The sequence below is a fragment of the Actinomycetota bacterium genome (assembly GCA_040757835.1).
Taxonomy (GTDB): domain Bacteria; phylum Actinomycetota; class Geothermincolia; order Geothermincolales; family RBG-13-55-18; genus SURF-21.
Genome location: JBFLWJ010000008.1, coordinates 40,480 through 66,160 on the forward strand (window position 1 = coordinate 40,480; position 25,681 = coordinate 66,160).

23 protein-coding genes are annotated in these 25,681 nt (G+C 64.9%); 11 read left to right on the top strand and 12 right to left on the bottom strand.

What is annotated here, in order from left to right; translation table 11 throughout:
• Positions 1 to 69 precede the first annotated feature (69 nt).
• The 4 genes from AB1384_08390 to AB1384_08405 all read right to left on the bottom strand — a co-directional run bounded on the left by AB1384_08390 (position 70) and on the right by AB1384_08405 (position 6,184).
• Positions 70 to 1,881 carry a hypothetical protein gene (locus AB1384_08390; protein MEW6554287.1) on the bottom strand — a complete coding sequence of 604 codons (1,812 nt, stop codon included), beginning with the start codon at positions 1,879 to 1,881 and terminating at the stop codon, positions 70 to 72.
• A gap of 132 nt (positions 1,882 to 2,013) precedes the next feature.
• Complete coding sequence (locus AB1384_08395; GenBank protein MEW6554288.1) at positions 2,014 to 3,141, bottom strand: hypothetical protein; 1,128 nt, start codon at positions 3,139 to 3,141, stop codon at positions 2,014 to 2,016.
• Positions 3,142 to 3,406: 265 nt separating this feature from the next.
• The gene (locus tag AB1384_08400) at positions 3,407 to 4,537 is read right to left on the bottom strand and encodes a hypothetical protein (protein MEW6554289.1); all 1,131 of its coding nucleotides are present in this window, start codon (positions 4,535 to 4,537) and stop codon (positions 3,407 to 3,409) included.
• Between the two features lie 150 nt (positions 4,538 to 4,687).
• Complete coding sequence (locus AB1384_08405) at positions 4,688 to 6,184, bottom strand: hypothetical protein (GenBank protein ID MEW6554290.1); 1,497 nt, start codon at positions 6,182 to 6,184, stop codon at positions 4,688 to 4,690.
• 147 nt (positions 6,185 to 6,331) lie between these two features.
• On the opposite strand from AB1384_08405, the gene AB1384_08410 reads away from it, so the two are divergent.
• The 3 genes from AB1384_08410 (at position 6,332) to AB1384_08420 (ending at position 12,573) form a co-directional block, all read left to right on the top strand.
• Entirely contained in the window at positions 6,332 to 10,936 is a 4,605-nt protein-coding gene (locus AB1384_08410) for a PEP/pyruvate-binding domain-containing protein (protein MEW6554291.1), read from the top strand.
• A gap of 58 nt (positions 10,937 to 10,994) precedes the next feature.
• On the top strand, positions 10,995 to 12,089 hold the full coding sequence (locus tag AB1384_08415) for a hypothetical protein (GenBank protein ID MEW6554292.1): 1,095 nt from the start codon (positions 10,995 to 10,997) through the stop codon (positions 12,087 to 12,089).
• A 100-nt stretch (positions 12,090 to 12,189) separates the two neighbouring features.
• Positions 12,190 to 12,573, top strand: coding sequence for a DUF1801 domain-containing protein (locus AB1384_08420; GenBank protein ID MEW6554293.1), 384 nt, complete (start codon positions 12,190 to 12,192; stop codon positions 12,571 to 12,573).
• A gap of 168 nt (positions 12,574 to 12,741) precedes the next feature.
• Here the strand turns inward: AB1384_08420 and AB1384_08425 are convergent, their stop codons facing one another.
• The 3 genes from AB1384_08425 to AB1384_08435 all read right to left on the bottom strand — a co-directional run bounded on the left by AB1384_08425 (position 12,742) and on the right by AB1384_08435 (position 14,530).
• Positions 12,742 to 13,653 carry an SDR family oxidoreductase gene (locus AB1384_08425; protein ID MEW6554294.1) on the bottom strand — a complete coding sequence of 304 codons (912 nt, stop codon included), beginning with the start codon at positions 13,651 to 13,653 and terminating at the stop codon, positions 12,742 to 12,744.
• 141 nt (positions 13,654 to 13,794) lie between these two features.
• Positions 13,795 to 14,340 (bottom strand): nucleotidyl transferase AbiEii/AbiGii toxin family protein, encoded by a 546-nt coding sequence (locus AB1384_08430; protein MEW6554295.1) that lies wholly within the window; start codon positions 14,338 to 14,340, stop codon positions 13,795 to 13,797.
• Positions 14,333 to 14,530, bottom strand: coding sequence for a hypothetical protein (locus AB1384_08435; protein MEW6554296.1), 198 nt, complete (start codon positions 14,528 to 14,530; stop codon positions 14,333 to 14,335). Before AB1384_08435 ends, AB1384_08430 begins: the two co-directional genes overlap by 8 nt.
• A 184-nt stretch (positions 14,531 to 14,714) precedes the next feature.
• On the opposite strand from AB1384_08435, the gene AB1384_08440 reads away from it, so the two are divergent.
• The 3 genes from AB1384_08440 (at position 14,715) to AB1384_08450 (ending at position 17,206) form a co-directional block, all read left to right on the top strand.
• Positions 14,715 to 15,107 carry an FAD-binding protein gene (locus AB1384_08440; protein MEW6554297.1) on the top strand — a complete coding sequence of 131 codons (393 nt, stop codon included), beginning with the start codon at positions 14,715 to 14,717 and terminating at the stop codon, positions 15,105 to 15,107.
• Between the two features lie 104 nt (positions 15,108 to 15,211).
• Positions 15,212 to 15,742 carry an L-2-amino-thiazoline-4-carboxylic acid hydrolase gene (locus AB1384_08445; GenBank protein ID MEW6554298.1) on the top strand — a complete coding sequence of 177 codons (531 nt, stop codon included), beginning with the start codon at positions 15,212 to 15,214 and terminating at the stop codon, positions 15,740 to 15,742.
• Positions 15,743 to 15,886: 144 nt separating this feature from the next.
• On the top strand, positions 15,887 to 17,206 hold the full coding sequence (locus AB1384_08450) for a M20/M25/M40 family metallo-hydrolase (protein ID MEW6554299.1): 1,320 nt from the start codon (positions 15,887 to 15,889) through the stop codon (positions 17,204 to 17,206).
• Between the two features lie 71 nt (positions 17,207 to 17,277).
• On the opposite strand, the gene AB1384_08455 is transcribed toward AB1384_08450, so the two are convergent.
• The 3 genes from AB1384_08455 to AB1384_08465 form a co-directional block, all read right to left on the bottom strand.
• Positions 17,278 to 17,715 (bottom strand): hypothetical protein, encoded by a 438-nt coding sequence (locus AB1384_08455; protein ID MEW6554300.1) that lies wholly within the window; start codon positions 17,713 to 17,715, stop codon positions 17,278 to 17,280.
• Between the two features lie 95 nt (positions 17,716 to 17,810).
• Entirely contained in the window at positions 17,811 to 18,221 is a 411-nt protein-coding gene (locus AB1384_08460) for a helix-turn-helix transcriptional regulator (GenBank protein ID MEW6554301.1), read from the bottom strand.
• A 192-nt stretch (positions 18,222 to 18,413) separates the two neighbouring features.
• Positions 18,414 to 19,478, bottom strand: coding sequence for a lipocalin-like domain-containing protein (locus tag AB1384_08465; protein MEW6554302.1), 1,065 nt, complete (start codon positions 19,476 to 19,478; stop codon positions 18,414 to 18,416).
• A gap of 266 nt (positions 19,479 to 19,744) precedes the next feature.
• On the opposite strand from AB1384_08465, the gene AB1384_08470 reads away from it, so the two are divergent.
• Genes AB1384_08470 through AB1384_08485 form a run of 4 tightly spaced genes read left to right on the top strand, consistent with a single transcriptional unit; the run spans position 19,745 to position 22,330 of the window.
• A complete protein-coding gene (locus tag AB1384_08470) occupies positions 19,745 to 20,305 on the top strand; it encodes a hypothetical protein (GenBank protein ID MEW6554303.1) in 561 nt (186 codons plus the stop codon).
• Positions 20,306 to 20,314: 9 nt separating this feature from the next.
• Complete coding sequence (locus AB1384_08475) at positions 20,315 to 20,821, top strand: hypothetical protein (GenBank protein MEW6554304.1); 507 nt, start codon at positions 20,315 to 20,317, stop codon at positions 20,819 to 20,821.
• 4 nt (positions 20,822 to 20,825) lie between these two features.
• Positions 20,826 to 21,902, top strand: a complete 1,077-nt coding sequence (locus tag AB1384_08480) for a hypothetical protein (protein MEW6554305.1) — start codon at positions 20,826 to 20,828, stop codon at positions 21,900 to 21,902.
• Complete coding sequence (locus AB1384_08485) at positions 21,899 to 22,330, top strand: zinc ribbon domain-containing protein (protein ID MEW6554306.1); 432 nt, start codon at positions 21,899 to 21,901, stop codon at positions 22,328 to 22,330. Before AB1384_08480 ends, AB1384_08485 begins: the two co-directional genes overlap by 4 nt.
• 74 nt (positions 22,331 to 22,404) lie before the next feature.
• Here AB1384_08485 and AB1384_08490 read toward each other — a convergent pair whose 3' ends face one another.
• Both AB1384_08490 and AB1384_08495 read right to left on the bottom strand, forming a co-directional pair.
• Positions 22,405 to 22,875: a DUF3795 domain-containing protein gene (locus tag AB1384_08490; protein MEW6554307.1), complete on the bottom strand. Its 471-nt coding sequence runs from the start codon at positions 22,873 to 22,875 to the stop codon at positions 22,405 to 22,407.
• A gap of 61 nt (positions 22,876 to 22,936) precedes the next feature.
• Positions 22,937 to 24,313, bottom strand: a complete 1,377-nt coding sequence (locus AB1384_08495; protein MEW6554308.1) for an NAD(P)/FAD-dependent oxidoreductase — start codon at positions 24,311 to 24,313, stop codon at positions 22,937 to 22,939.
• A gap of 260 nt (positions 24,314 to 24,573) precedes the next feature.
• Between AB1384_08495 and AB1384_08500 the strand changes: the two genes are divergently transcribed.
• Positions 24,574 to 25,575 (top strand): lysophospholipid acyltransferase family protein, encoded by a 1,002-nt coding sequence (locus AB1384_08500; protein MEW6554309.1) that lies wholly within the window; start codon positions 24,574 to 24,576, stop codon positions 25,573 to 25,575.
• Positions 25,576 to 25,681: the final 106 nt, after the last annotated feature.

The following is a 25,681-nucleotide window of genomic DNA, read 5'->3' on the forward strand; positions in this document are numbered from 1 at the left end:
GGCAGGGGGCACCGTGCGGGGAACGCTCCCGGCGCGGAACGCCCCGGTCGGCCCGCCGGCGGGCGCCCCTCAGGGCGCGGAGCCGCTGCCCAGCATGAAGTCGATGATGGGGCCGAAGGCCTCGTTCTCGCGCAGGGCCGGGCGGTCGGCGGCTGCGGTGAGCACATCGATATGGTTGTAGCCTTCCAGGACCAGGCGCTCGCCCGGGGGCTCACCCTGCGAGAAAGGGTTGAGGTTGCTCCCGGCCATGATCTCGAGACATGGCAACCCGCTGAGCTCGGAGGCATGGAGGTAGTTGAGGCCGTACTCGGGCGCGAACGGGAAGAGCAGGGCGACCATGTCCACCATGAGGCGGGTGGTGAAGTACCACTCCAGGAGGTTGGAGGAACCCTTGTAGACCACCTGCGCGACGTCCCGGATATCCGATACCTCCTCGGCCATGGTGGTGTAGGTGACGGTGCCCTGCGTGTCCTCGTACTCGGGATCGGCCACCCTGCCCACCTGGTCAAAATCCACCCACTCATAGAGCGGTCCCTTGCCCAGCGCGTAGACGGAGGGCCCGGCATCGTTGGCGATGAAGAGGGTGTCGAGGCTGACGAACGAGCCCAGCATATCGCCCAGCAGAGGTATCTGCGCCAGGTCCGCGGGCAGGGGGAAGTCTTTCTGGACCACGGCGCCCCCGGACAGAAAACCCATGCTGGCCTGGACTATCTTCACCGGCATGAAGTTATCGTCGAGGATGGCGCCGAAGAGGGCCTCGCTGGTGTAACGGAAGTCGGTGATGTCCGGCACGTGTACCAGGAAATGGTCCAGGGAGCGGGAATGCAGCAGTTTGAGCATGAGGTCCACCAGCTCCGTCTCCGGCACCTCCTCCAGCAGGGTGGACTCCCGCTGCGGCTCCTGGTCGGCCTCCATGGCCGCCAGCTCCATGACGATGGGCGCGTCGGGGGTGAGGAGGGGGAAGATGCGCGGGATGGTGCCGCTGCGCAGCCCCTGCACCAGCTCCGCGTAGTAGGCCTCCATGCCGTCGATATCGTCCGCCGGCGGGGGTTCCGCGGCCAGGGCGCCGGTTGCCGGCTCCATCATGCCCATGGTAAGCGAGAGGGCCCCGTCCAGCCCGATAAGACCGGCGCAGTTGCGGTAGCCGGCGTCGTCCGTGGTGGTCGGGTCGCCGTCGAAGTCCCACGCGGCGAAGATGTGGGAGAGGGGCCCACCCAGGGAGTGTCCGCCCACGAAGACCTTGCCGCGGCGTACCTCGGGGTCCGGGACCATGGTGGTAATGACCGTGTAGATATCCTCCATGACCAGCTCCATACCGAACTCCGACAGGTAGGGCGCGGTGGCGTCGGTGAGGAAACCGCCGAAGGTGGCGCCTCCAACCGCGGCGCCGTGGTTGTAGTAGTCGACGGCTACGCTCGCGTCGCCGGCCGCTTCCGCGGCGTTGAGCCCGGCCAGGTCCTCCAGGCGGTTGGGGCGGCGCTCCACCGCCCATACCTCTATGTCCGAACCCCGTTGCGCGGCCATGTAGACCAGCTGCCGCCCCAGGTACCAGAAGGCGTTGGCGCCGCAGTAGAAGCCGGGCGTGACCACCAGGACTGCGTCTGCCGCGGCGGGGTCGTCCCCGGCGGAGCGCGAACGGAAGCGCAGAAAGGTCAGCTGATCCGCAACCGCTGGAGCCGCGCCGTTGGCGGTGGGCGCCGGAGAATGGATGGAGACCTCCTCCACCGCGACGGCGGCGTCTACTTCCTCCCGGGTCCACGCGCGTTCAACGTTGGGATATGGCTCCTCCGGGACCGGCCCGCCGGGCATATAGCAGCCCGCGAGCAGGACGAGAGTGGCGATGACGGGAATAGAGGCGAGGTTGAGGAAATGCCTCTTCATGGCGGGTCCCCCTTTGTTACCGGCTCCCCTCTTAGGATCCCATTTATTCTAACACATATGAATACTTGTAAGTATAATTCCGCTAACCGTTCATGAGGGAGCTTTATCGCTCCGTACGGGGAGGAGATGGGGTCAGCGCTCTACGGTGATGGTCAGGTCGAGGTCTCCGTCGTCCGCCAGCTCCCACACTATCGAGGAGCTCTCCGCGTGGTAAACCATCTCGACCAGGGCCTGCACCGTGCCCAGCATGGGCAGGTGGAGGCAGGAGTTCTCGATGGTCATGTGCAGGTTGCCACGGTCCCCCTCGAAGCGCACCAGGTTCCCCAGCCCGCGCACGGCTATCATCTGCTGGAAAGTCAGGCCGTCCCGGTTCCAGTTCTCGAGGTTCCAGGCTTCCTTGATGTACCGCCGCGTGGCCTCGATAACCGCCGCGGGCACTTCATCCCCCAGCTCCATCTCCAGGTCGTCGCAGATGGCGTCTACGGAGAAGGGCCCGAAGATGGCCATCCTCCACCCCGTTTCGGGATCGGTGATGATGCCCTTTTCCAGGTCCCATTCGCGGCTGGCCACGGCTTGCGGTATGCCGCATTCGGGGCAGCGCTCGTAGGCGATGTCGCCGGGCTTGAAGTCGTAGCGCCTGCGCTTGAGCCGTTCCTTCAGCTCCAGGGAGTGCGCGCCGGGATACACCTCGGTCCGGTACGAACCATCGCCGATGGCCTGATACGAGACCTGCATCTCGACGCCCTCGAAAGCCTCCACCGAGCCCAGGTTGTCGGCGGCGATGAAGAGGATGGAATAGGGGTCGTGTATACGCTGGACCCGCCAGGGAAAATCGGCGCCGCTCTCCCACAACTCGCTGAGCACCTGGCCTCCGTAGCCGTAGTTCCTGGCGATATCGATGATGCTCTGGGTGATGACCCTCATGGTGGCGTACAGCGTCTCCTTCTCCTCCGGGGCCATCCTCACCATGCGATCCTGCAGGCTCGACTCCGTGCTGTCGACTATCTTGCGCACCTCCGGCGGAAAGGCCCTCTCGATGTATCTCCTGGTCTCACGGCACCTGCTCTCTATGACGATGTGCTCGATGGGCACGCCAATGAGCTCCTCTATGCCCCCGAATATGCGGTCGATGGTCTCGGATTCGAAGAAGACCATGCGGTTGCGGGGGGAGGCTGCCAGCGATATCACCCCGTTGTCCTCCCACCTCAGGCCGGCGCTGACCATGGTCGGAACGCCACATTCCTCACATCTCTCTATCATCTCGATGCCCCCTGATCAGATGCTCCTCCCGGCATTATCTATATCGGCACGGCGGAGATGCCTGATGACTCTTCGCCCGCTTTCCTCGCTGACTTCGATGGCCTCCATGGAGGCGAGCTGGTCGCCGTAGCTGTCGCCCGGGTTTTCCCCTTACCTATATTTCCAAATCGAGGAGGTTATATCCTTCATGGGGGGGCGAGGACAAGCGGCGGCAATGTGGCACGAGGCAGGGTTTGCCCCAAGAGTGCCCTGTGTGCCGGGTGGGTCAGTTGATGGTGACGTTCAGGCTGAGGTCGCCGTCCTCGGCCATCTCCCACTCGATGATGGAGCGGTCGACCTTATAGGCCATCTCCACCAGGGCCTGGATGGTCCCGATGAGCGGCAGGTGCAGACAGCAGTTCTCGATCTTCATGAAGAGATGGTCGCGGTGTCCGGCGAACTCGACCTGGGAGCCCAGGCCGCGCAGGCCGATCATCTTCTGAAAGGTCGCGCCTGAGCGGTTCCACCTCTCCTCGCTCCATGCGCCCCTTATATATCTCCTCTGGGCCTCGATGACCGTTTCTGGTATGGCCTCTCCCAGCTCGGCCTCCAGGTCGTCGAAGATGGCGTCGATGGCGGAGGGCCCGAAGATGGCCATCCTCCAGCCCGTGTCCGGGTCCGTATAAACCCCTTTGGCGAGGTCGTAATCGAGTGTAGCCACCTCCTGCGGCAGGCCGCAGCCGGGACAACGCTCGTAGTCGATCCCGCCGGGCTTGAGCCAGTAATGCCGCTTTTTCAGCCTCTCCCCGAGGTCGATGGGGTGCTGCTCCGGATAGACCTCGATGTTGTAGGTGTTCTCACCTATGCTCTCCCACCTCACCCACATCTCCGTCTTCTCGAAGACCTCCCCCGCCCCCAGGTTGTCGGCCGCAACGAAGAGGAGGGAATAGGGGTTGCGGTATACCTGCGTGCGCCAGGGGTAGTCCCCGCCGCTCTCCCAGGCGTCGCCGAGCCGCTGGTCCCCGTAGCCGTACACCCGGCTGAGGTCGACAATGCTCTGGGTGACCGCTTTGACCACGGCGAGGCTGGCTTCCCGCTCCTGCCGGTTCATGCCGTTCATCTCGCCGGTCCCGCCCCTCCACTGCTCGGGCAGGAAACCGCTCATCTCCGGGGTGAGCAGCCTCTCTATATATCTCTTGGTATCGCGGGACTTGCTCTCGATGACGATGTTGGCCACGGGGAGCCCGATCAGCTCCTCGATGCCTCGGAACAGGTGGTCGATGCTGTCCGACTCGAACAGGACCATGCGCGTCCGGGAGGACCTCTTAAGGGTTATAGCACCGTTGGCGTCCCAGCTGAATTCCTTGCTCAGCATCAGGGGGATGCCGCAGATATGGCAGCACAGGTCATCGTTCATACCCCACCTCTCGATTCGCAGCACGCACCTTCAACCTAGATATCTTTTCGCCATTAAGGGCGCTTGACTTGAGGGTAACATCGGCGATCGACACCAGGGCACGAGCGCTGCTCCCAGCGCCGCCATTTTCTCTTCCCGGCTTCGCGGGTCCTATTTGAGGAAGCGCCACACGCAGGGCTGGCGGCGCCCCTCTGGCGGGTGCACCCGCAGCCAGCCGGCTCCGGCCTCGGCGAGGAAAGCGGTGCAGATGCAGCAGTAGTATGGCATCCCCGCGCGCCCTCCCGACCATTCGTAGGCGCGCGCGGTGGTCCCCATGCCCGCGGGCCGGCGCGTCTCGCAGAAGTAGTCGAGGGTGAAGGGGATGGAGGACCTCTGCAGTCCCCGGGGGAGGGGCAACTTCGTCGCCAGGCGCATGGACATGACCTCCATATCCTCCCGGAGTTTCTTCGCCGGGTTGAGGGGCCGGTAAGCCCGGTGGCGGACGAGTTTTCCCCCGCTGCCGCAGGGATCCAGGATGACGGTCACCCCGCCCGGGTCCTCGCTGACGTTGAGCTTCCCCCGGGGATAGCTCCCGCCGCCGCAGAGGTCGGCGAGGAAGAAGTCGCGGACGATGAAGCCCACGGCCTCGCGCCGGTCCATGTTCTCGAGCTGGCTCGCTATCTGCCGGCGGGCGCTCTTCTCGTAGAGGAAGGCGAGGGCCTCACCTACCATCTCCTCCCCAGCCTGCCTGGAGATGAAATCGAGGATGGAGACGAGCATGTTCACGATCTGGCTATGCAGGAAGACGAAGTCCCCGGCCATCTCCCGGATGATGCGCAGGGCACCCCGGGTATCGCCGCCCTCCAGCCTCTCCCGGATGCGCGCATAGGTGGGCCGCACCGTGTCCTCCAGCTGCCGCGGGGCGAACCAGCGCTTCCCGGGCTCGGCCCGGGGTGCCGCTTCCTCCGGCTTCTCGACCCCGTAGCGCTCGTAGAACCTCGCGGGGATGGCCCTCGCGTCCTTGTATATGTACCAGCGGCAGGGGTCCTCAGCCCGCTCAGGGGGGTCAAGGGGCCAGGCTGGGATGCCGTTGTAGCGGATGGGCATGGACTCGTTTATGAAGGAGCAATGGGTGCAGTAATAAGGGAACCCCTCGCGCCCGAAGGACCAGGAGTAGGCCCTGGAGGTGCGGGCGAAATCGAGGGGCGGTCCGTAGCTGCCCTTGCGCAGCAGCCTCCCCCCGCTCCCGCAGGGGTCCATGAGGAAGGTGAACTTCTCGTCGTCCTCCTCCACCCTGAAAGCTCCGGGGTGTTCCCCCGCGCCGCCGCAGGAGTGGGCCACCCAGCCACGCACCAGCAATTCCGCCATGAGCCCCCGCTCTATCTCTATGCCCATGAGGTCGAAGACGGGCCGTTTGGCGCTGTTATCGAAGCAGTAGGTGAACATGTCGGGCAGCTTTTCCTCGCCCAGGTTTTCGCCCGTCCAGGTGAAGATTGCCGCGAGGCAGTCGGTGAAGAAGTCGTGCAGCAGGACGCGTTCCTGCCTCAGGTCATCGCACAGGGCGATGGCCGCGGGCACGTTTCCCGCCTTGACGGCCGCCCTGATGCGGCGGATGACCGGGACGGCCATCTCCTCTTTCTCTGCCTCGCTGAACCACTGGCTGGCCATATGGAAAACCCCTCCCGCCGGCTTTCCTGTATGGGACCGCTGCATTGATATATTACCCGGCTGTCGCCATATCTCCTCTATACAGCGAGGTCGCCCTTAAAGAGAGCCATACAAGTCTGTATAATATTTGGGCAGAAAGGGGAGGTGATGGCGTTGGAGGTTGTCACCGCTGCTCTATCAGAGATCGGTCTCGGTGATCTCGCGCGAGTCGGGGGCAAGGGCGCCAACCTGGGCCACCTGCTGCGGGGCGGTTTTCCCGTCCCCCCGGGCTTCTGCGTACTGGCCGGCGCTTACGAGAGCTTTCTCGCCCAACCCGACCTCGCGCGCCGCATAAGCGATATCCTGGGACCCCTCGAACTCTCCGATCTCACCGCGGTGGAGGAGGCAGCGGCACGCATCCGCGGGCTCTTCCTCTCCGTGCCCCTCCCCGCCCCCACCGAATGGGCCATTGCCGCCGCATACCGCGCATTGCTGGAGGATGTGGGCGCGGACACGCTGGTGGCGGTACGCTCCTCGGTGGGGACTAAAGACCTCTCCGTGACCTCCTTTCCCGGGCAGATGGACACCTACCACAACCTGCGCGGAGAGGACGAGGTTCTGAGAAAAGTGGTGGAGTGCTGGGCCTCGGCCTACAGCTACCGCGCCCTGGTCAACCGCCTCTCCCGCGGCATCGACCACCGCGACGTCTTCGTCGCCCCCCTGGTACAGGCGATGGTGGCGGCGGACAGCGCGGGCGTCATCTTCACCGCCAACCCCCTGAGCGGGCGGAGAGACCAGATGGTGATCAACGCCTGCCCAGGCCTGGGGGAAGGGGTCGTGGCGGGAGAGCTGCAGTGCGACCACCTGGTGCTGGAGCACGACAGCGGCGAGGTGGTCGAGGAAGCCCTCGGCCACAAGGATTTCAAGATCGTGCTGGACACGGAGAGGGGACAGGGCAATCTGAAGGTTCCCCTCCCTCCCGAGGAAGGAGACCTGCCCGCCATCTCGCCGTCGCAGGTGAGGCAGCTGGCGGAAGCGGCGCGGGCCATCGAAGCATACTACGGCTCTCCCCAGGATATCGAGTGGGCCTTCGCGGCGGGTGAACTGTATATACTGCAGGCGAGGAAGATAACCGGCCTGGAGACCGCCCCGCAAGCGGAAGAAGCGCCCCCCGCCACGGCTGCCGTGAGCGGCGGGGCCCCATCACCCGCGGGCGGCGCCACGGAGCCACACGACGACAGCGCAGCTACCCCGCCGGCGCCGTCCCCGGACGGGGCCCGGGAATGGGTGAGCGAGTTCGACACCACCGTCGACCCGCGTTTCGACCTCTATACCCTCTCCAATATCAGCGAGGTCCTGCCTGGCGTGCTCACCCCCTTGAGCATGTCGGACATCCCCTCGCTGGACTACGGCTTCACCAAGGCGAACAGCGACTTCGGACTGATGAAGGGCATCGAGCCGGCGAGCGAGATGAACTTCCTAGGCCTCTTCTACGGGCGCGTCCACCTCAACCTCTCGGTGGTCAGGGCCATGATCGCCAGGGCCCCCGGCGGCAGCACCCGCGAGTTCGACCGCAGACCTCCCGAGGAGAGCGGCCTTGAGGAGGTGAAGTGGCGCCCTACCAGGGAGAACCTTTTCGCCCTGCCCGGCATCATCCTGGGCCTGCTGCGCGGGGCGCGGGAAGCGCCCGCCAGGGCGGTGGAGCTGGCACACGAGAACGAGCGCCTGCTGGCCGAAGCGCGGCGCCTGAACGTGGCGAACGCCCCTTACCCGTCCATAATGGAGTGGCTGGGAGAGAGCCGCGCCTTCGTCAACGAGGTCATGGCCGGGCACATCGTCGTATCCGAGCTGGCCACCAACTACTACGGCCTTTTGACCAAGCTCACCGCGGCATGGCTGGAGGACACGGACGGCATGCTGGCCTCCCGCCTGGTGACCGGCCTGCAGACGCTTGAGAGCGCCCGGCCCAACATCGGCATCTGGGACCTCTCGCGCCAGGTCTGCGCCTCTCCGGAGTTGCGGGAGGTCGTCGAGAGCACCCCGCCGGAGGAGGTCCTCACGCGCCTGGAGTCCGACCCCTCCCCGCAGGCCGCCGCCTTGCTGGCCTCCCTGCGCTCGTTCCTGGACGACTTCGGATACCGCGGCGTGTTCGAGGGGGAGGCCATGACCCTCAACTGGGAGGAAGACCCCGGGTACGTCTTCAGCATGATAAGGAACTACCTGGACACTGGCCCGGAATACGACCCGCGCGAGCATGCCCGCAGGCAGGAACGGGAGAGGGAGGGAGCGACCGCCGCCGCCCTCGCCCGCCTCAGCGCGGCGCGGCGCCCCCTGCTCCGCTACGCCATCCGGCAGGCGCAGGAGTTCATCCGCCTGCGCGAGTTCATGAAGGCGGTGCTGGTGCGGTTGCTGGCCCAGGGCAAGGCGATCTACCACGCCCTGGGCCCCAGGTTCGCCGCGGAGGGGATCACCACGGCGGCGGACGACATCTTCTTCCTCACCAGCACGGAGATCCGCGAGCTGGCCCTCGGCCGCGGACGGGATATCGCCGTGGGGGAAGTGGTGGCCAGGCGCAGGCGCGAGTACGAGAGGAACCTCTCCGTGGTGCTGCCCGAGCACAGCAAGGGCCGTCCCCGCCCTCTCTCCCCCGCCGAGCTCGAGGCGCGGGGGGAGGTCCACGTGCTGAGCGGCATCCCCGTGAGTCCGGGCCGTGTCACGGGCAGAGCGCGGGTGATCACCGATCCGCGGCGCAACCCGCGGTTCGAGCCGGGGGAGATACTCGTGGCCCCGGTGACCGATGCCGCCTGGACCCCCCTCTTCGTCACCGCCGCGGCCATCGTAGTGGACGTGGGCGGGCCGCTCTCCCACGGCTCCATCGTGGCGCGCGAGTACGGCATCCCCGGGGTGCTGAACGTGGGCCAGGGCACCCGCGTCATCCGCACCGGCCAGACCATCACCGTGGACGGCGACCGTGGAATGGTATATATCCATACCCCGGAGGGGGGCGCCGGGCAGGCGGGGGCGCCCTCACGGGAGCCGGGAGAGGGGGAGTGGACGAGCGAGTTCGACACCACCGTCGACCCGGCCTACCCGGACTACACCCTCTCCAACATCAGCGAAGTGCTGCCCGGCGTGCTCACTCCCCTGACCATGTCCGACCTCGATGCCCTCGATTACGGCTTCGTGAAGACCAACCGCGATTTCGGGCTGATGAAAGGGATCGAGCCCGCGAGCGAGATGACCTTCCTCGGCCTCTTCTACGGCCGCTGTCACCTCAACCTCTCGGTGATCAAGGCCATCGCCGCCAGGGTGCCCGGAGGTTCGGCGAGCGAGTTCGAGCGCAGGGACGCCGGCGTCGGCGGGAAGGCGGAAAGGACCTGGCGCCCGACCCCTGCCAACCTCGCCGCGCTGCCGCGCCTGCTCTGGCGCGAGTTGGTCAGGGGCATCACCACCCCCCGGGAGGCGGAGGCGCTGGCGCGCGAGATGGACGCCCGGCTGGAGGAGGCGGGGCGGCGCGACCTGGAGCACCTGCCCTGCCGCGACATCCTTGAGGGGATGGAAGTAGGGCGCGAGCACCTCTTCCGGGCCATGGCCATGCATATAACCGTGTCTCAGTTCGCCCTTATCCATCACCTTCTCCTGTGCCGCCTGACGGCGGCATGGCTGGGAGACAATGACGGCATGCTGGCCTCCCGCCTCATGACCGGGCTGCGGGGACTGGAGAGCGCGAGGCCCAGCGCCCTCATCTGGGACCTCTCCCGCATGGTCCTCGCCAGCGGCGAGCTAGGGCGCATCTTCGCGGAGAGCGCGCCCGGCGAGATACTCTCGCGCCTCGAGGGCAGCGCCTCGCCCGAGGCGGCGGCGTTCCTGGCTTCGCTGCGTTCCTTCCTGGCGGAGTTCGGCTACCGCGGCGTCTTCGAGGCGGAGACCATGCTCCCGAGCTGGGAGGAGGACCCCTCCTGCGTATTCTCGATGATCGCCAACTACCTGGAGGCGGATGCGTCGAGCGGACCGCGCGAACTGGCGGCCAGGCAGGACCGCGAGAGGGAGGAGGCCATGCGCGAGGTCGAGAGGAAGCTCAAGGGCTTGCGGCACGTGGTCTTCCGTTACATCCTCGGGCAGGCGCAGCGCTACATCTCCCTGCGCGAGTACATGAAATCCTACCTCATCAAGGGCATCCATCAGGCCAAGAAGACCTACCGCGCCCTGGGCGCAAGGCTCAGCGAGGACGGCGTCCTGAGCGCGTCGGAAGACATATATTTCCTGACGCGCCAGGAGATCGCCGCCCTGGCAGGTGGCGGGGGCGGTAAGGCGTCTTGGGGAGAGATGATCGCCAGGCGCCGCGCCGAATACGAGCGCAACCTCACGGTCACCCTCCCGCAATACAGCCACGGCCGCCCCCGGCCCCTCACCCCCGAGGAGCTGGCGCGGGAGAGGAACGTCGAGGTCCTCGAGGGCATCGGGGTAAGCCCGGGGGTGGTCACCGCGAAGGCCAGGGTGATAACCGACCCACGCCGCGACGCCGCGCTGAAGCCGGGAGAGATACTGGTGGCACCGGTGACCGACGCCGCTTGGACCCCTCTCTTCGTCACCGCCGCGGCCACGGTGGTGGAGGTGGGGGGGCCGCTCTCCCACGGCTCCATCGTGGCGCGCGAGTTCGGGATGCCCTGCGTGGTCAACGCCGGCGGCGCCACCCAGCTCATCGCAACGGGGCAGACCATAACCGTGGACGGCGGCCAGGGCAAGGTATATCTGCACCCCGCAGAGAAATAATCACGAAAGATCCTTCCCGGAGAACCTGCCGGGAAACGACTCCTCAAAGGGGATTCTCATGGAAGCTTCCGCGGCGCGGGAGGGGGGATTCGGCAGCAAGCTGAAGGTCCATGCTTTGAGCGCATCCTACGCTCTGCTCAAGCGGTCGAAGGGCATCGGCGTCCCACTGCAACCCGGAGTGGAATACCTGCACGATCCCACCGCGGACCACGACTGGAACGAGAGCTTCTACTTCAACTTCACCGATCCCAAGCGGCAGCTGGGCGGCTGGACCAGGATCGGCATCCTTCCCAACCAGGACAGCGACGTGGGCGCCATCATGCTCTATGCCGGAGGCAGCCGTATCCTGGCCGCGCTCCAGACCGGAAGGGCCGTATGCGAGGGGGACGAGTTGCGCTTTGGCGGCCTCTCTTACCGGCGCCTCGAACCTCTGCGGAAGTGGCGCCTCGCATTCCAGGGAGAGATGATGGACATCGACAACGCCCGCAAACTCCCCGAGCTGAAGCCGGAGTCACTCCTGACCCAGAAGGTGGAGGTCGACCTCGAGGTCGAGGGCGCTTCCCCCTGCTTCGACTTCAAGGACTCCGACCCGCGGGCCCTTGCGGAGATGCTGGTGAAGGCGCGCACGCGCCTCTCCGACCTGCGCAAGGTGTCGAAGGTCTCCAGCGAGCACTACGAGCAGGTGATGCGCGCCAGGGGGTCCATCCGCATCGGCAACCGCGAGATACAGCTCCAGGGCAGCGGCCACCGCGACCACTCCTGGGGAGTGCGGGACTGGGCCGCGCCGCGCCTGTGGACCTGGCTCACCTGCCAGTTCGGCGAGGAACTGGCCTTCAACCTCAGCCGCGTGGCCATCGCCAGCGTGGACATCTTCAACGGTTTCGTGGCCAGGGGTGGCGCCAACTACCCCGTGCGCAGGGCCGCCCTGGAGACGCGTTTCGAGGAGGACGGCGTGACCCAGCACGGCCTCGCCATCCACCTCGAGGACACGGGAGGACAGGTTATCGAGGTCACCGGGGACGTCCTCTGCGTCATCCCCATACTCCTGCCGTCAGGGGAGCACACCACCCTGGTCAACGAGGCGCTGACAGAGTACCGCTGGGGCGACCGGGTCGGCTACGGCATCGCCGAATACCTTCATCAGCTGGGTTGAACCGAGGGTGTGACGAGCGACCGGGAAGAGGCGGCCAACCGCCTCTCTTGTTTTGGGTGTAAGGGACGAAGGTGAGGCATCAGGGTGGGAGGAGGTTGATATGGCGAACAGGAAGCCGGCGAGCATCGACGCATACCTCAAGGGGGTGACGCCGGAGATGCGGGACGCCCTGGAAGAGCTACGCGCGGTGATCGCGAAGGCCGCGCCGCAGGCGGAGGAGGCCATCGCCTGGGACATGCCCGCGTTCAAGCTCAACGGGAAGAACCTGGTGGGATTCGCCGCCTTCAGGGAGCATTACAGCCTCTTCCCCATGAGCGGCACCGTGACCGAGGCTTTCGAGGACGAACTCGCCCCGTTCACCACCACCAAAGGGACCATCCACTTCCAGCCGGGAAAACCCCTCCCCGCCGCACTGGTGAAGAAGATCGTGAGGTACCGCATCAAGGAGATCGAAGCCCTCGCCGCCGCGAAGAAGCGTAAATAATCACGGACGCATAAGGGCTGGAGTCCGTATCGTCTTCATCGCGTTGCGGCGATGTGGAGCAGCCGGATAAGCCTCTGCCGCCATCCGGGCATGAAACCGCTCGGGGCCGGCGGGGCCGGTATCAACCCGCGCAAGCCCCGTATCTGCAAGTATTACTGCTGTTGCGGGTCAGTCGAACTTGAGGTTGGAGAGCACGTAACCGGTCTGCTCGGTCACCGATCCGTATCCCCTCCCGCCCTCGAGGCTCATGATCTTGTCGATGTTCGCCTCGACGTCCTCGATGGTGATCTCCGCGTCCGGGTTGAGGAAGACGCCGGGCCCCTCGATGATGGCCGAGCGGCTGAAGTAACCCGCCCCGGCCATGAAGTACATGCCGCTGACGTTGCAGTGGTCCGAGGCGCACCAGCACACGATGGGGGCCACGTACTCCGGCTTCAGTTTCTCGATGATGTTCGGGGGCAGTACCGTCGCCGTCATGCGGGTGCCCGCCTGGGGGACGATGACGTTGGCCAGGATGTTGTACTTGGCGCCCTCCTGCTTGATGCAGTTGGTGAACCCGACGATACCCAGCTTGGCGGCCCCGTAGTTGGCCTGGCCGAAGTTGCCGTAGACCCCGGTGCCGGAGGCGGTGGAGATGATGCGGCCGTAGGCAGCCTCGCGCATGTAAGGGAAAGCCGCCTTGGTGCAGAAGAACGTGCCGTCCATATGCACCGCCATCACCAGCTCGTAGTCCTCGATGGACATCTTGAGCAGGCTCTTGTCCCTGAGGATACCGGCGTTGTTGATGAGGATATCGATCTTGCCGTAGGTGTCGATGGCCGTCTGGATGATGGCCTGGGCGCTGTCCCAGTCGGATACGCTGTTGTAGTTGGGGGTCGCCTCCCCGCCCGCGGCCTTGATCTCATCCACCACCAGCTGGGCCGCGCGGGTATCGGCGCCCACGCCGTCGAACGAGCCGCCCAGGTCGTTGACGACGACCTTGGCGCCCCGGCTGGCGAGCAGCAGGGCATAGGCCTTCCCCAGTCCTCCGCCCGCTCCGGTGACCACCGCCACCCTGTCGTCGAACCTTACCTCTGCCATGATGAGTTGCTCCTTTCCCTCGCGGAATCCACTCGTGGTTAACAGCACAAAGCATCTCTATTTTACACATGCCGCGCGGGATTTCACTAAGTGTTTGGACCCGTTCGGTCTAACCCCCTACTTGCGCTGCCCAACAAGCTCTCAGCCGTCCAACGCGTCGAAGGCTTTGCGGAATTCCGTATCCAGAGCCGAGTCGAATTCCTCCAGCCACTTCGAGATGTAATCCCTGTCGTATTCGGGGTTCTTGGCTATGACCGCCTTCAGGTCCTCGATGTCGCGGGGCCTTCCGGCCACGACCTTATGGATGATCAGATCCTCGAGTGACGTGAAACAGACCTCTGTCTTTCCTATCCTGACCCGCCTGACGCGTCCTATCGCCGCCCGTTCGTAGGATGATTGCGAGAAGATGAAGTCCACCCTGATGCCGGAAGGCTCATCGATGGTCGGCAGGACCATCGCCTCCATTATCAGTCCGATCACGTCCGATGGAAGGGGCTCCAATCCAATGTCTCGAGCCATCGCTATGATCTCCTCGGCCTGCTCGACCCCGACTCCCAGGGTGATATCGATATCCCTCGTCAACCTCGGCTCACCGTACAGCAGCACCGCCTGACCTCCGATGACCATATAGGGGATTCCCTTGGAATCGAGTTCCAGAGCGGTCTTCTCGAGAAGCTCTTCAAACACTGTTGATTACCTTCGCGATCCTGATATCGATATCGATCCCTTCCAGGGGATCCGCAGGAGGAAATGCCTTGAGTGTAACCGCTTCCTTCCACATGGCGTCCATTATCGCGAGGTTCTTCTTGTGATCGACCTTTTCCCGCCGCAGGAGATCGGCATCGAATCCCTCGAGCCTTTCCTTCTTGGAGATCAACTGGCATGCACCTCCCGGTTCACTTTCCCCGGCCCGGAAGCCCCCGCATACATACATTATACCAACTGGTTGCGGCCTGATGGCTGGCCTGGCCAGGACCTGCGGCACGGGGTTTGCGCTGGGCGGTTTGTGGATAACCTAAATACCATGGGACAGTGAGCAGAGCGAGGATATACGGGGGGTCATGTCTGCGGAACTCCATGACATGGATATCACCTGCGACGTGCTGGTGGTGGGGAGCGAGGGCGTGGGAGGGCCAGCAGCAATCAATGCCGCTCGGGCCGGGCTGGACGTGCTCACCGCGAGCAAGGGAAGGATGGGCCGCTGCGGCGCCTCGCAGATGGCGGGAGCGGACTACAACCTGGACGGCAGGAGCGCCATCGCGATGAGCCTCCCGGGGGACGGCCGCGACTCTCCCGGGCGGTTCTTCTCCGACCTGGTACGGGAGGGCTTCTGCCTGGGCGATCAGCGCATCATCGAAGCCTACGTGGAATACGCCGCCAAGCATCCGCGACCTCTGGTGCGAGGGTACATAGGGGTCAGGTCTTGGATCTTGGATACTCCGGTATCTATATAAAATGGATAAATATGACCATGATATAATGGTGCTTTGGATTGTCTTCCATAATATGGTATCCATAATCCAAGACCTGGCCCCATTAACGAAGCGAGGTGGTAACGGTGCCGGACGAGAGGAAGGACTTCGACCTGGAGGTGCTGGGGCCCGCCCTGGCCGAGCGGGCCGAGAAGAAAGAGCAATACATCGACAAGCCCCTGGAGATGCAGGGAAAACTCCTTGGCAGTATCGCCCGGGAGGTGATAGAGCGTTTCGGCGATGAGGGGCGGGAGGCGATCGTCGCGGCGGTGAGGAATTACGGAGAGGAGCGTGGGCGGAGGCTGGCGGAGAGAGTCAGGTCCGAGGGACGCGAGCTGGACTTCGCTTCCTTCACCGTCTGCTCCGACCTAGACACCGGCTTCCACCAGATGGCCCCCAGCCTGGAGGAAGGGCAGATGCGCGTGGAGGTCACCTATTGTCCCCTGGCGGCAGCGCTCAAGGAATGGGGCCTCTCGGAGTACGGCAAGTACTTCTGCCAGGAGATAGACGCGGCCATCATGCGGGGATACAACCCCGAGCGTTACGAGACGGTCTGCGAGCGCAACCTCACCGAGGGCGCGGAGTCCTGCACCCTGATCTTCCGGCTCAGGGAGTAGGGGGTCAGGTCTTGGATTTTGTATGCCAATTACTGGTACCCTTCTGAATTGCCAGGTCAAGTAGGGTGATTTCAAGCGTTTTGCGGATAGATGCCGGAGTATCCAAAATCCAAGACTGACACCCTAGACTATGGAGGATGAGAGATGGACTGGGACAGACTGGGAGACGAGGCCGTAGATATCCTCAGCGAGTACCTGCGCATCGACACCACCAACCCGCCGGGAAACGAGGGGCCAGGGGCGGAGTTCCTCGCGGGCATCCTCAAGCGGGAGGGCATTGACTTCAAGCTCTACGAGAGCGCCAGCGGGCGTTCTTCCGTCCTGGCGAGGATCACGGGAAGCGGGGAGGGGAAACCCCTCATCTTCCTCAGCCACATAGACGTGGTGCCCGCCAATCCCGAGGCTTGGCAGGTCCATCCCTTCTCGGGCGAGATCGCCGACGGATTCGTCTGGGGACGGGGGGCCTTGGACATGAAGGGCATGGGCGTGATGGAGCTCATGGCGCTGGTGGCCGTCGCGCGGCAGGGGGTGGAGCTCCAGCGCGACCTGGTCTTCCTGGCGGCCGCCGACGAGGAGGCGGGCGGCTACTCCGGCGTGAAGATGCTGCTGGAGAAGTACCCGCAGGACCTGGAGGCGGACCTGGTCATTAATGAGGGCGGCTACGCCACCACCGACCTGGTCGCGGGCAGGCCCTTCTTCATGATCGCCAACGCCGAGAAGTACGGTTACTGGCTGCGACTGAAACGGCAGGGGATCGGTGGCCACGGCTCCATGCCCACCGGCCAGGGGGCCCTGGACCGCATGGTCCCCGCCCTGGCCAGGCTCCTCGACGGCAAGCGCCCCATGAGCATCAACCCCACCATGCAGGCCTTCTTCTCGCGCCTGGCCGGGCATTGGGAGATACTGGCGCCCTACCGGGAGGACGGCGACCTCCGGACCCTGGAGCGGCTGATCGAGGAGAACAACCTGGCCGCCATACCCGCCCTCAGCGCCGTGATCAGGGACACCGTGAGCCTGAACATGCTCAACTCCGGGGTGAAGATAAACGTCATCCCCGACGAGGCGGAGGCTTTCCTGGACTGCCGCCTCCTGCCTGAGACGGAGGGGGACGAGTTCCTGGCCTTTATCCGCGAGGCGCTGGACGACCCGGAGATGGAGGTCGACGTGTTCATGGACATGGAAAGGGCACCGGCCTCTCCCCTGGACGGCCCCTATATGGAGGCCATCGAAAAGACCGTCCTCTCCAGATACCCGGACGCCTTATCCAGCCCCTTCATGCTCTCGGGGCTCTCGGATTCCCGGTTCTTCCGCGCGCGGGGCGTGCCCTGCTACGGCATCATCCCCGCCCGCCTCGGGCTCATGGACCTGGCGCGCATCCACGGCGTGGACGAGCGCATACCGGTGCAGGACGTGAAGGACGGCGTCGGGTTCCTCTACGATCTGGCCATGGAGGTCTGCGGATGAAGGGAGTGCCGGGCAAGATAGGGGGCGGTCCGGTCGGGGACCGCCCCTGAAACTTCGCGTCTCCGGTGTCTTCAGTAGGAGACCATGCCGGCGATGAACATCATCACACCGCTCATGAAGGTGAAGAAGAACGCGGCGCTCGGGGCCGCGCCCTGCCACCCGAAGACCAGCGCCATGATGTTGAGGACCACCAGGCAGGTGCCGCCCAGAAAGTATGCCCAGGCCGGCGACCTCAGGCCCGGCACCCTGCGCAGGGTGAAACGGGCCGTGAGCAGATAGGCCGAAAAGGCGGCGATGCCCGCGGACGCCACGAGCATCAACACCCCATAGACGGTCTGGTATCCCGCCCAGCCGTTGAAGAAATCCGCGAAGCAGAGTATCCCCGCCGTCAGGCTGGAGATGAGGGCGATGAAATCCCCCACCGGCCCCGCCTCGACGTAACGCACTACCTCTGGCGGGAAATCCCCCGCCTCCACTTCCTTCTCGCTGACCATCAGTCTCTCTAACATTCTTACAACCTCCCAGTTTCGCCTCTGCTTGTCTCTTGTCGTTCTTTTTCAGCTTCAACCCTATCGAAAAAGCGCGCGCCTGCAGCCGTTCGACGTCAGGACCTCACCCCCTTCTCCACTGCTGTGTATCTCACCTGGAAAGCATCGATGAAGTTCCTTACCTCCTGCATGCTCACCGCCCAGGAGGAGAGCTCCTTCCTGCCCTTTTCCGTCAGGTGATAGACCTTGCGGGCGGGACCCCTCCCCTCCGGTTTGGCGAAATCGAACCCCGCCATCCTCCTGCTCTCCAGGTGGAGCAGCTCCCGGTAGACCACGGCGAGGGGCAGGCGTTTCTCGGCCGCGCCCATCGCCACCAGCTTTTGCACCAGCGCGTAGCCGTGAGACGGCTCCTCGGCCAGGAGCAGCATGATGCTGGGGAGAAGGAAGCGCCTCGGCATCTGGCGCCTCTCGGACGCGGTGGCCCCGTCCTCCCTGGGGCCCGGTTTCCCGGCTCTCTGTTTGCCCATCGCCTCCTCCTTCCGGTTTGCTTACATCCTGACAATATGCAATATAGTTTAATATTCACAATTTGTCAATATATATTCAGGAGGAATAATTCCGGCGTCCCGGGAACCCGGACGGAAAACCGCCCGCTGCGGGGGCGGGCGGTCCGCGATGTGCCCGGGCGCGCTGCGCCACGGCCCGATGCCTGGGAGCCTCTACTGCAGCGCGACCATCTCGTGCAGGGTGGTGCCGGTCTCCTCGAAGCTGCGGCCCTCGTGCTGCACGCGCAGGGTGAAGTCCGACTCGAAGCGGAACCAGCCCGGGCGCATGAACCTGTTGACCAGCCAGCGCACGGCCGCGTTCATGATGATGGGGTTCATCTCCTTGAGCAGGTCGTTGGCGTCGATGATCCTCTTCACGTCGAAGCGCAGGTACACCTGGCCGGGTATCTCCATCTCCAGCACGGCGGGATAGGTGCGGTTGGCGACGGCGTTGAAGGTGGCCTTGTCCTCCCTGAGCTCCATCTCGCCCGAGGAGACGATGACCTTGTCCTTCAGGGCCAGCATGAGGGGCTTGGAGGCCACGTTGCCGAAGCGCTTCTGGGTGCGCACGTATGCGTAGAGCAGGGTGAAATCGTCGGTGTAGAGGCGGCCCCAGTACCACCAGGAGATGATGCGCCTGGCGTCGGTGGTGATCACGTTGTGGTCGTGGTACCCGATGCCCTTCGCCTGCAGGGTCTGGCCCGCGAACTTGACCGTACCCTCCACCCTGGCCCGGGGGATGGGGACCACCCAGCTGAAGTAGCCGCGGTCGCCGTACCTGGTCTTTCCCTTGCCAGGCTTCCAGCCCGGCACCTCGCTCACGAAGGTCAGGTCCAGCTCCATGCCGTCCTCGGATATATATAGATGGTGCGTCGGCAGGTCGCCCTCTTCCGGCCAGTCCACCCAGCAGTGGTTCTTGCCCACCCACACGTCGCACTTCTCCTCCGAGGCGCGCAACTCCGCGGCGTCGAACTTCTTGACCACCGAGAGCTTCTCCCCCGACGGCCTGTAAACATGTATCTCTATCCCCGGCTTGCGCGTCATCAGCTCCGAGGCCTGCAGGAAACCCACCACCACGTGGCCGTCCTCCAGGCGCGCGTCGAAATACCACCACTCGCCGTAGAACTTGCTCCTGCTGGCCTCGCGGTTGACGGCGTTCTCCCTGGCGGTGACGGGGACGATGGTGCCGTCCTTCTCCCCCGGACCCGACCACTCATCGATCACCGGCTCTACCCTCATGAGACCTCCCCTTCCGAATCTGACATAACGTCAGTATTATAGCACCTCGAGCCGGCCGCCTTGCCATGCAGTTCAGGCCATGCGGGACTGGAAAAGCTCCCCTTCGCATACCGCCGCCGGTCCGCATGGGATATAATCCAGGCACTGCAGTCGTCAGGAGGTGCGCCCATGGAGATGACCCCGCGGGAGAGGTTCCTCGCCACCGTTGCCTTTGAATCCACGGACCGGCCCTTCGTGTCCGGCGCCGGCAGACCCGAGGAAACGATATGGAACTGACCGCAGCGAAAACCTGGAGTTCGACGAAGGCGGCATTCCAGGTCATGCTCGACCCCGGCGGGGTAGTGGGAGAGATGCTCGCCGGCGTGCCCGCCGCGTTCTCCCTCTGCATACCCGCCCTGGCCTTCACGCTCCTGTTCCTGCAGGCCGGCCTGGACATGCACCGCGCCGGCGTGAGGAGCTCCGCGGGCGTGGTCGGCTTAACCTTCCTGGGCACCCTCTACGGCCTGGCCGGTATCGCCCTGGTGGCGGCGGCCGCCTGGGCCGCCGCGCGGGCGTTGGGGAGCGACTGCTCCCTGGGATGGACGCTGCGGGCCTTCGGGATTGGATATACGCCCAGCCTCATCTATGCCGCCTGCGGCCTCTTCTTCAACGCGGCATTCGGCTGGAACACCGCGGCCACCTTCGGGGTGACGGGGCTGCTGTGGTCCATGAGCCCCCTGATGTCCACGGGCCGAGAGATACTGGGCGGAAGGCTTGGGCTCAGCGTATTGCTGGCGACGGTCTGTGGTGGGCTGCTGCTCTTCGGCTGGGCCATTCTCGCAATCTGAGGTGACGTCATGGAGACGACTTCACGGATGACCGGCAGCGCGGGACTCACGAGGTTGCTGTATCCCGCGGCGTACCTGCTCTCCTTCACGGCCCTCTCTTTACTGAGCGGGCGGTCCATCGATACCGCGGCGGGCTTCGTCGCCGTCTTCACCCTGCTGGGCATGGCGCTCGCATGTCTGCTGGTTTGCGGTCTTGCCGCCCTGTCCTATGCCACCAATCCCCGCCTGCGCGCGACCTGCGATTACCGCTCCGTCCTCGATCTCTACGCCCGCAGCTTCGTGATGCTTCTCCCTTTTGCCGTCCTCGCCCTCGCGGGAGAGGTCCTCCTGGACTGGAGCATCGCCCTGGTCTTCACCCAGGCCGGGATCATGACCGCCGGCACCCTGGCCGGACTGGAGATCGTGAAGCTCAGCGACAACCGCACCTCGCGTTTCATCGTGCCTATCCTGGGTGCGTTCTCGTTTTCCCTGGCGTGGCTGCTGTTCTGTGCCGCGGCCCAGGCGGTGGTGGGGTGATGGCGTGAAGATACCAGCGCGTACGGCGGCGGCCATCACGGCCTGGGGCCTTCTGTTTCTCTGCCTGCTGGCCGTGATCCTGGCCATCGTCTTCTCCTGCGGTGAGACCTGCCGTGCCGAGCCGGCCGGCGGCGATGCAGAGACCTCCCGCGGCGGGTACGGTTATATACCTCCCTGCGAACCCGAGCAGCCGCCGGGGCCTGCAAAGGACATGGGCTCGCTGCCGGAACCTTGCACCTGGACCCAGGCGGCCGTGGGGATCCTGCTCCCCGGCCTCATCGGGCTGGGCATCGCCCTGATCCTGAACCAGGCAGGCCCCCGGGGCAGTGCGGCCCCCGCTTTTCCGGTGGCTCCTACTGTGCCAGCATCGGCGACGGGCGGCGCGGAGCGGGCGGACGCATCCTACCCGGGCCTTTCCTTGCCGCCATCTCCCGCGCCACCGCCGGCAGGCGTACCGCCAGCACAGGGGCCGGAAGGCCCGGCGGGGATTCGGGGGTGGGACGAGGCGAAGGCCGGCAAGGCCGCCGCATATATGGATGATGCCGTAAAAAGATCGCTCGAGGGCGCGGAGGCGGGAGAGCGCGGAAACACCGGAGACGGCACCGGCCGGTCCGGTCTCGTGAAGATGGGCGGCGTGGAGGCGGTGGCCATCGGGAGCGGGACCCGCGCTCTCCTCGACCGCATCGCTTCCAGGATCTCCGCGGACGAGGAGCCGCCGCAGCGGGACCGCCAGGCAGCGCCGGTCTTCGCCCAGAGCCTCGAGATGCTGGAGGTCCCCGAAACGCACGTCGACCGCGAGCTGTCCGAGACAAGGCAGGCTCTCTCCCAGACGGAGCGCAGCATGGCCAAGCTCGATGCCGCCGCGGGAAGGGCAGGTGTGGAGGAGGCGCTGCGAGGCCGCCTCGAGAGCGGGGTCCAGGACCACGGTGCCGGGGGCATCGGCGGCGAGGTCCTGGGACAGGCGGACGAAGCCGCCAAGGAATACCTGGAGTACCTGGCCCTGAGAAGAGACCTCAGGCTCAAGGAGGCGGTCTTCGAGTACAGGAGAAAGTCCACTGAGAAGGAGGATGAGCGGGCATGAGCGAGGGCGCCGTAGAAAGGCGGGCGGAAGGTGGAGGACCAGGCGGGGGCATCACCGGTGAGACCCTGGCCATCAGGGATTCCATCGTGGTCATACGCCAGAGGTTCAACTATTTAACCGAGCTGTGGCTGGCCGGCGAGTTGGATGTGGACCGCTATGTGAAAGAGCTCTCCAGGCTGGTCTATTGCGACTCCGGGGGTGCCTGCTGGTATATCTCCCCGCATAACGGCAACTGGTATCGCGTGACGGATACGGGCCAGGAGCCCGGGGAGCCCCCCGAGTTCCTCTACCGTCCTGCCTCCGATATCGCGTGGGAAGGGGTGCCCGCGCCCCAGGAGCCCCCGGCCGTACGCTTCTGCAAACACTGCGGAGCGCCGCGCGAGGACGGCGCCGTCTTCTGCTCACAGTGCGGCAGGGGGTTCCCGTGATCCAGGCCGCCTGATGCCCGCCGTCTAAACGGGCAGGCGGAGGAGGCGGTTGAAGCGGGGCTCGAGACCCGGGTTCAGCCGCCCTTCTCCACCTTGATCTTCCTGGGCGCGCTGTAGTTCAGTGGCCCGCCCGCGACCCACTCGTCCACGCCCACCTTCCTTATCTTCCTCAGGTTCTTGACGTGGGCGTCGCCGTGGACGGGAACCAGGAAATCCAGCTTGGAGCAGGCCGCGAAATCTCCGCATTCCCAGCATCCCTCGTAACCCTTTTTGGAAGCGCACTGGGCGATATGGCAGAACCGGGAGCGGCTGCTCACCTTGCAGCCCTTACACCTCAGCTTGACCATATTGCCGAGGTACTCGTAGGTCTCCCGGTACTTCTCCGCGTCGAAGAAGGGGATGACCTCGGCGATCTTGTCAAACCTGACCCGGCGCAGTTCCTTGCGCAGGTCCCGCGCCAGGTCGGGGATGGTCCCGGTGTTGAAAGCGCAGTCCCCGCAGTACAGCCCGCAGTAGGCGGTCATCTTGACGTTATCGGCGGCCATCTTCCGCTCCTCCCTCGTCATACCCGGCCATCTTCCACTCCTCCCTCGTTATACCCAGCCCTCAAGCCCACTGCCTCAGCAGTTTTTCGAAGAATGCACGCCTGGCCCGGTCGGCCCTGGCCCAATAGGGCTCTACCCTGTCCCTCCATTCGCCGAACCCGGAGGGGTGCTCCGGATAACGCTCGTAGAACTTCCCGATCGCGATGGCGTTAAGGCCTGCTTTAACCATGGAGGTGATGGAGGCCGGGCGCAGCTTTGCCGTGGCGATGCCCTTGAGCAAGGCGGGTAGGGACCGCATGCCCGCGGCGGGGTCGGACTTTACCTCGTATTCCAGGTTGAGGGCCCGTGTCCCCTCCGGGGTGATGATGCCGGGAACGGTGAAGAGGAAATCGATCTCCTCCTCCGACAGGGACACCACCGCCGGCATGACCGCGGTGAGAAAGGCGAACTTGGCCCCCTGGCCGCGGAAATACCTTACGTTGCAGGGCCACAGGGCTTCCCGGGTGAGGTCGTCGCGGGCCAGGGCCTCCGCGGCCACCTCGGCCGCGATGGCGCAGGCGGTGAAGGCGGAGGCCACGCCCTCTCCGTTGAAGGGTTTGTTCATGAAGGCCGCGTCGCCCACCACCATCAGCCCGTTGTCCACGAGCGAATACGGGGGGCGGCGGTAGGGCACCCTCCCCCCGGTAGCCGTCGCCACCTCGCCCGTGAAAGGAAGGGTCGCCGCGAAGGCCCGCTGCCTTGCCCGGGCCCCCTCGGGGCTGGCCGGCATGCCCACCCCCACGATCTTCTCGTCCCCGTAGCTGGGCGCGTACCACCCCTGGAAATGGAGATAGGAGTTGATGTCGGGGCCGATGTCCCCCCGCAGGTCTTTCCACGACTCCATATACACGATGAGGGTATCCATGTCCGAGATGGGGTCACTCTCGAACCAGGGGCTCGCGGGCACCAGGGTGCGCAGCGCCCCGCCGATGCCGGAGGCGTCCACGAGCAGGCGCCCCCGCGCCTCGAACCTTCCTTCTTCTCCCGTGCAAGTGAGGCCGCAGGGAAAGCCCCGCTCCGACAAGAGGCCGTCTGCCTCGACTCCCTCCACGATCTCCGCTCCCGCTTCCCGGGCATAGGAATGGAGGCGGCGCATGAAGAGGGGCTTGTCCATGTCCAGGGTGACCAGGGGGGCCGCAACGCTCACGCTCTGGTTGGGCGACCACATGGTAAGGGTCTCCAGGCGGTGCAGCAACTCATCCCCCTGTGGCAGCGGGATACCGAACCTCTCGAAGGCCTCCTCCTCCATGTGGAAAGGTCCGATGCTCTTCCCCAGGTCCTCCAGCCTGTCCCTCTCCAGGACCAGGCAGCTGTATCCCGCCTCGGCCAGCCTCCACGCCAGGTAGGTCCCGGAGGTCCCCGCACCTACGATCACCACATCGGCCTTCAAATCCGCCATAGCAGACCTCCCAGGTTGATCCTTTATGACTCGATTCTATCAAGCCACCGCCTTTTTATCTCGCCCACCTCTAACCGCGCGTCCCGTGCCTGTAAAAACGCCCTTGCATACCTGTTTCAAATGGCATAACGAACATCGGTCGCCAAAATATTCGACCTCGAGTGGAAATCCGTTTTAAAATAAATTCCGCAAACAAGAGGGGGTGCCGGTGCCGGCGACCATACCCTTACATCGTTTCAAGATCTGCCGTGGGGGGCAGCATGGACGGGGATACAACAGTAAGGTCCGACTTTTTCTTCCGTGCCGCTGAGTTCTTTCTGCTTTGCGTATTCCGCTTCACCGGCCTCCTCTTCCGCTACCTGCCACCCCGAGTGATTGACGCGGTCTTTTCCGCCCTGGGCGCCATGCTCTTCCACGCCCGGCCGGGGATGAAGCGCCGCCTCCTGGCTAAACTGTCCGCCGCCCTGCCGGAGATAACGGACCAGCGTGAACTGGAGCGCATCGGCAGGGAGGTCTGCTCCTCGGCCCTGCGCCCCATCTACGACCTATTCCTCTTCGGCACCAACGAGGAGGACTTCATGCGGGCGCTGCGGGTCGAGGGCATGGACAACCTCGAGCGGGCGGAATCCCGCGGCAAGGGAGTGCTGCTGCTCGGTTCTCACCTGGGGGCCTTCACGCTGCGGCTGGCGGTGATGATGCGGTTGGGAAAGCCGTACGCGCCCGTGATGTACAACCCCGACAGTTCACCCGTACCGCGTTACGTCAGGACCATGGCGGAATACGGCAGTTCCCTGGGGTACGATCCCATGCACAACCCCGTTATCTTCGCGGGGGAGGACACGGTGAAGCGCATCGAGGAACACCTGTCCCGGGGAGGAAAGGTCTCCCTCAATTTCGACGTGGACGGCGGTTTTATCGTGGACTTCATGGGCAAGCCCGCCGCCATGGCCAGCGGCGCCGCGCACTTCGCCCTCAATACCGGCGCCGCCATCGTGCCCTTCTCCCTGCAGCGCGGGGACGGGGTGTTCGGGCACCGCATGAGGATCTACGAGCCTCTGGAGTACGAACTCAGCGGCGACCGCGCCAGCGACCTCGAGACGATCATGGCCGAAGTGGTCAAGGCCGGCGAGAGGCCCATCCGCGAGACCCCGGGCCAGTGGATGAGCTGGTTCGGCCTCTGGCAGTGGTGGGACAAGGCGGCCGAGACAACGGGTAGGCGGGGCGCAGGCGCTCCGGTCCAAACCAACGGGCGGTCGGACTGACTTCCTTGCCGTTCTCGAGCGACTTCCAACGGGGCCGGAAAGCAAGCGATCTCCCGTAGTTATATAATTGTCTTGCAGCCGGGTACGCTCGACACGGGGGGAAACA

Coding starts and splice junctions, on each gene's coding strand:
- AB1384_08390 (MEW6554287.1), bottom strand. CDS start 1,881: ATGAAGAGGCATTTCCTCAACCTCGCCTCTATTCCCGTCATCGCCACT.
- AB1384_08410 (MEW6554291.1), top strand. CDS start 6,332: ATGGCGTTGGAGGTTGTCACCGCTGCTCTATCAGAGATCGGTCTCGGT.
- AB1384_08490 (MEW6554307.1), bottom strand. CDS start 22,875: ATGGCCGCCGATAACGTCAAGATGACCGCCTACTGCGGGCTGTACTGC.
- AB1384_08395 (MEW6554288.1), bottom strand. CDS start 3,141: ATGATAGAGAGATGTGAGGAATGTGGCGTTCCGACCATGGTCAGCGCC.
- AB1384_08485 (MEW6554306.1), top strand. CDS start 21,899: ATGAGCGAGGGCGCCGTAGAAAGGCGGGCGGAAGGTGGAGGACCAGGC.
- AB1384_08400 (MEW6554289.1), bottom strand. CDS start 4,537: ATGAACGATGACCTGTGCTGCCATATCTGCGGCATCCCCCTGATGCTG.
- AB1384_08465 (MEW6554302.1), bottom strand. CDS start 19,478: ATGAGGGTAGAGCCGGTGATCGATGAGTGGTCGGGTCCGGGGGAGAAG.
- AB1384_08440 (MEW6554297.1), top strand. CDS start 14,715: ATGTCTGCGGAACTCCATGACATGGATATCACCTGCGACGTGCTGGTG.
- AB1384_08425 (MEW6554294.1), bottom strand. CDS start 13,653: ATGGCAGAGGTAAGGTTCGACGACAGGGTGGCGGTGGTCACCGGAGCG.
- AB1384_08470 (MEW6554303.1), top strand. CDS start 19,745: ATGGAACTGACCGCAGCGAAAACCTGGAGTTCGACGAAGGCGGCATTC.
- AB1384_08420 (MEW6554293.1), top strand. CDS start 12,190: ATGGCGAACAGGAAGCCGGCGAGCATCGACGCATACCTCAAGGGGGTG.
- AB1384_08405 (MEW6554290.1), bottom strand. CDS start 6,184: ATGGCCAGCCAGTGGTTCAGCGAGGCAGAGAAAGAGGAGATGGCCGTC.
- AB1384_08460 (MEW6554301.1), bottom strand. CDS start 18,221: ATGGGCAAACAGAGAGCCGGGAAACCGGGCCCCAGGGAGGACGGGGCC.
- AB1384_08450 (MEW6554299.1), top strand. CDS start 15,887: ATGGACTGGGACAGACTGGGAGACGAGGCCGTAGATATCCTCAGCGAG.
- AB1384_08500 (MEW6554309.1), top strand. CDS start 24,574: ATGGACGGGGATACAACAGTAAGGTCCGACTTTTTCTTCCGTGCCGCT.
- AB1384_08495 (MEW6554308.1), bottom strand. CDS start 24,313: ATGGCGGATTTGAAGGCCGATGTGGTGATCGTAGGTGCGGGGACCTCC.
- AB1384_08475 (MEW6554304.1), top strand. CDS start 20,315: ATGGAGACGACTTCACGGATGACCGGCAGCGCGGGACTCACGAGGTTG.
- AB1384_08455 (MEW6554300.1), bottom strand. CDS start 17,715: ATGTTAGAGAGACTGATGGTCAGCGAGAAGGAAGTGGAGGCGGGGGAT.
- AB1384_08415 (MEW6554292.1), top strand. CDS start 10,995: ATGGAAGCTTCCGCGGCGCGGGAGGGGGGATTCGGCAGCAAGCTGAAG.